General features: G+C 56.8%; 5 protein-coding genes. 4 read left to right on the top strand and 1 reads right to left on the bottom strand.

Annotated features, from left to right (window positions below; all coding sequences use genetic code 11):
* Nucleotides 1-280 precede the first annotated feature (280 nt).
* The 4 genes from CWS43_RS27030 to CWS43_RS27015 all read left to right on the top strand — a co-directional run bounded on the left by CWS43_RS27030 (nt 281) and on the right by CWS43_RS27015 (nt 3,852).
* Nucleotides 281-490, top strand: coding sequence for a DUF905 family protein (locus CWS43_RS27030; RefSeq protein WP_232777253.1), 210 nt, complete (start codon nt 281-283; stop codon nt 488-490).
* A gap of 71 nt (nt 491-561) precedes the next feature.
* A complete protein-coding gene (locus tag CWS43_RS27025) occupies nt 562-2,634 on the top strand; it encodes a ParB/RepB/Spo0J family partition protein (protein WP_101080196.1) in 2,073 nt (690 codons plus the stop codon).
* Nucleotides 2,635-2,674: 40 nt separating this feature from the next.
* Entirely contained in the window at nt 2,675-3,121 is a 447-nt protein-coding gene (locus CWS43_RS27020; RefSeq protein ID WP_101080195.1) for a conjugation system SOS inhibitor PsiB family protein, read from the top strand.
* Between the two features lie 50 nt (nt 3,122-3,171).
* Nucleotides 3,172-3,852 (top strand): plasmid SOS inhibition protein A, encoded by a 681-nt coding sequence (locus tag CWS43_RS27015; RefSeq protein ID WP_232777250.1) that lies wholly within the window; start codon nt 3,172-3,174, stop codon nt 3,850-3,852.
* 213 nt (nt 3,853-4,065) lie between these two features.
* On the opposite strand, the gene CWS43_RS27355 is transcribed toward CWS43_RS27015, so the two are convergent.
* A complete protein-coding gene (locus CWS43_RS27355) occupies nt 4,066-4,242 on the bottom strand; it encodes a hypothetical protein (RefSeq protein ID WP_157825449.1) in 177 nt (58 codons plus the stop codon).
* Nucleotides 4,243-4,400: the final 158 nt, after the last annotated feature.

The following is a 4,400-nucleotide window of genomic DNA, read 5'->3' as shown; positions in this document are numbered from 1 at the left end:
GGCCTAGACGCGAAGGGCTTAACGTAGCACCCCCTGGTCATCCTTTAAGGGGTGAAATGCACTCCGCCAAAACTTTTCCTCGTGCCTCAAAAAACTTTTGTCTCCGCCCCTTTCCGGCTGCCTGCGGTGGAGCAACGTTGCCCTTTGCCGCGCACTAGACCCATACCGTTAGATGAATTTTCACCCTGAAGAGGACTGCAGCATGCACACACATAACGTCAACAGCAAAACCGCCACGACTACCCCGCCCGAAAGATGGGGGGCGAAAGACCAACACGTCCTGTTGCCCGCCGGTGAATTCACCCGCCAGCAGGCGGAGGCCGTGGCAGCGGCATACAGCAATATCGCCATTGAAGACGATCAGGGGACGCATTTTCGCCTCGTTCTGCGCGTGTTCGGGCAAATGATATGGCGTGTATGGAATTTTCAGCCCGATGCGGGCGCTGATTTTAACAAATTCATCGTCAGCAACGGCGTGAGAAAGCAGTAAGGCAGTCAGAAGAGGTGCCGGACGGGGAAAACGTCCGGCAGACATAAATCAAAACTTACGAGGTATTAACTATGTCAGTCACCGAGTCTAAAGCAGTATCTGGAACCCGTAAAGCAGCAAAAAATCCTAAAAAATCCGCGCAGACCGCCGCCGTGGAGCAGGCACTGGCGAATACGCCGGTCATTATGGTGCCGCTCAGCCAGCTGGCACTCTCCCCGCTGAACGTGCGCAAAAAAACGCCGGATGCGGCAAAGTTACAGGAGTTGGCCGACAGCATTCACGCCGTGGGCGTGTTGCAGAACCTGATTGTGCATCAGCTGCCCGATGGCCAGCTGGGCACCGCTGCCGGTGGCCGCCGGTTTCGTGCCCTGAATATCCTGCTCAGTGCTGGGCTTATCACCGCACAGTACGACGTGCCGGTGAAAACCGTCAGCGAAGAGATGGCGAAAATTGTCTCTGCTACCGAGAATTTCCAGCACGAAGAGATGCACCCCGCCGACCAGATCGCGGTGTTTGGTGAGATGCACCACGACGGGAAAACGGCGGCACAAATCGGCGGCGTGCTGGGCTATGGCACACAATATGTCCAGAAGTTGCTGCGTCTGGCCGGTATGGCACCGGCATTACTTGCCGAACTGGCTGAAGACAAAATCAACCTTGACCAGCTTCAGGCGTTGTCGGCCAGCGAAGATCACGCGCGTCAGCTGGACGTCTGGGAAAACGCGTATGGCTATTACAGCGCCCCGAAGGAGTTGCGCGAAGCGGTGCTGAAAGGGGAGGTGGCCGCCGAAGGTAACCGCCTGCTGGGCTTTGTCGGGCGCGAGGCTTATGAGCAGGCCGGTGGCGGGTTCCGCTTTGACCTGTTCACCGACGAGGGGTTTATCAGCGATATCGTACTGTTGCAGACGTTAACCCGCCAGAAACTCACCGAAATCGCTGAAGGTATTGCACAGGCCGAAGGCTGGAAATGGTCTGAGGGACGCGCAGACGGCATCAGCACCTACGGCGACGACGCGCAAAAATACCTTTTACTCAACCTGCCTCACGGTGAGCTGACGACCGAGGAAAGTGCGCGGTTTGATGCGTTGGATAAGCAGTTGGAGGCGCTATCTGAGCAGGACGATAGCGATGACGCAGACCACGACGCGCTGGAACTGGCCGCTGACGCCTGTCAGGCCGAAATGTCTGCCATCGAAAAAGCCGCAGAGAACCGCGCATGGACTGATGATGTGCGTGCTAACGGCGGGGTAGTGGCTTCCCTGAGAGGTAACGTTATCAGCGTGCGTCGTGGCGTGATGCTGCGAAGCGATATTCCTGAAGTCGAGAAAAAAGCCGGTGTGAATCATACCATTACCAGTATCCGCACCGAAGGCGGTTCTGAAACGACAGAGCAACCGAAACCGCTGAGCGCCGCGCTGGCCAAAAGCCTCTCCAGCGAAAGAACGCTGGCCGTACAGGCGGCGCTGGCAGAACAGCCGCAGATGACACTGGTGATTTTTGTGCATGACTGCCTGAAATCCACCTTCAACCACCGGTCTTATGCCCTGTCGACCCTTAACGTAACCCTGCACGGCAAAACCGGCCTGATGCTCGACAATGCGCCGACGTCTGCCGACGGTCTGGCCATACAGCACCTGACCGCGATGCACGAAGCGTGGCAGAAGCTGCTGCCGGAAGACTGGCATAAAAGCTGGGACTGGCTGCTGACGTGGGATACGCAGCAACTGATTAATGTGATGGGCTATTGCCTTGCTAAAACGCTCAACGGCGCATCAGAACGTTTGAGCGACAAAGGCGGCAAAGCGGGCAAAGATCTCGAACCGGTCGAAGCGCTGCTGAATTTTACCCTGCGCGACTGGTGGCAGCCGACCAAAGCCAACTTCTTCGGGCGCATCAGTAAGGAACAGATTGCTGACAGCCTGCTCGATGCCGGACTGAGCGGAGCAGCAACCGACGCGCTCAAGCTGAAAAAAGGGGACGCCGCCGAGCTGGCTGAAGACAAAATTGTGCTGACCAGTTGGGTGCCTGACTGCCTGTTACCCGTTGCTGTCGTAGCCGACCCGCAGGTCGGTGACGATGTGATAAATACCGGTACTGACATGCCGGATGCCGATCCTGAAACCGCCACCGACGTAGCCGCCTGATTACGGAGAGGCCGCTCCGCAAGGGGCGGCCTGTAACATCATGAAAAACAGTCAATCTCATTTTCTTGCCAATCTGCTGGGTTGCCAGCCTGCGGGGGCTGAAATGCCTTCAGAACTGCGGGGCAACGTGCGTCAGATGTTTACGGATTCTGTCCTGCAAAACGTTGATTTGCCCGCCGCATGGTCGGTTGATGTGCCTGCGCCCTGCGAAGAGGGCTTTCTGGCGACCTGCTGCGTACTGACGGCAGCGCCTGATATCCGGATCATCTTCGGTTATGGCGGCGCAGAGGCTCCCTTCTGGTCGATGGGGCTGTTGTTTGACAACGATTTGTCGGTCGCGTGGTTATTTGTTTCAGAGGTTATCGATAACGCGGCTATTCAGGCTATCGAGCGCGAAATTCAGCGCATCGATGAGTATGTCCATGCGGGATATACCGGTGCTGACCGGCTGGCGACGGCGCTGCGTTTTACGGGGGTGGCCGTATGATCCCCCACTCACACGCATTAGTCCCGCTGCAGCCTCAGCGGCGGGCAGCCATGCAGGCCATTGGTTATGTTGAAAACCGCAGTGAAACCGCACACCGACAAGGGAAGTATCCCTATGCCAGCGCCTTTTTCCGGTTTATGGGCAGGCCAGTGATTGGCTTAGATGAGATCCGCATGGTGGATAGCAGCTTTGACCCTAAAAGCCGGACGCGTCCAAATAAAGAGCGTTATCTTGCCGCCATCGATGTGATGATTTCGACGCGGGGCGCGTCATGCATTCACCCGCTGTCCAGCAGCGTCGGGCATAGATTGTTTCCTGAAATTCAAAACATGGAACATCAACGCGCAGAAAAAAGAGCGATATTGAAAGCTCATCGCAGGGGAAATGTTGCGGCAAAAGCGGAGGAACTGAAGCAACGTCACTATCAAAGCCAGCAGGGGCAGGCCGAAATAGAACTGGCATTTTGTACTCCGAGCACGATAAGAACGTGGTACGACACATGGGCACGCAGAGATTTACATATCCACGATTTAGGCGAACTGGTGTGTGGGTGGATTTCAAGATTCCCCAGCCTCAATCACTTTGACCGGTATTTTCTGCGTTATGAACCGTTGTGGGTGGTCATACTCGAAGTGAACCTTCACGCTGATGAGCAAACGGAATTTGAGGCGTATCTTGATCGCCTGATGCTTCCTAACCGTCTGCCTGACCTGGACAAAAAACGCCGATAAACATCTGGCTGCTGCGGCTACGCCGCGGCGGCCTTTTCCCGTCATGTTACGGGGGCTTGTCTCTCCCTTTCCTTACCTTCTCTTCCTCTCCGGGCTTTATCTCTTCTTCCTGGTCATCGACGGCCGGCGATGCCTCATCCCTAAAAACTTCCACGGCCTGAACATGCCCCCCTTCGGCTCCCGACCTGCGGCCGGTCGTCGAGCCCGACTGCGCTAACCGGCAGGCCGGTAAGCTTCGCGGAACCCCTGCGGGTTTCCGGCCTGACGGCTAGGGTCTGATGGCAACCGCCAGGTCAACCCCCGCAACTGGCTCACGCCAGCGCACTGACACTGGCCGGTAAACCGGCCGCTAAGGTCGCCGGCGCGTTCCCCGCCGTCGGATGTGTGCACGCTGTCAGTTCAGGAGTGTCATCCAACGGAGGGCCTAGACGCGAAGGGCTTAACGTAGCACCCCCTGGTCATCCTTTAAGGGGTGAAATGCACTCTGCCAAAACTTTTCCTCGTGCCTCAAAAAACTTTTGTCTCCGCCCCTTTCCGGCTGCCTGCGG

This window comes from Rahnella sp. AA (assembly GCF_002834385.1).
Lineage (GTDB): Bacteria > Pseudomonadota > Gammaproteobacteria > Enterobacterales > Enterobacteriaceae > Rahnella.
This window is presented reverse-complemented; position numbering and strand designations above follow the sequence as displayed.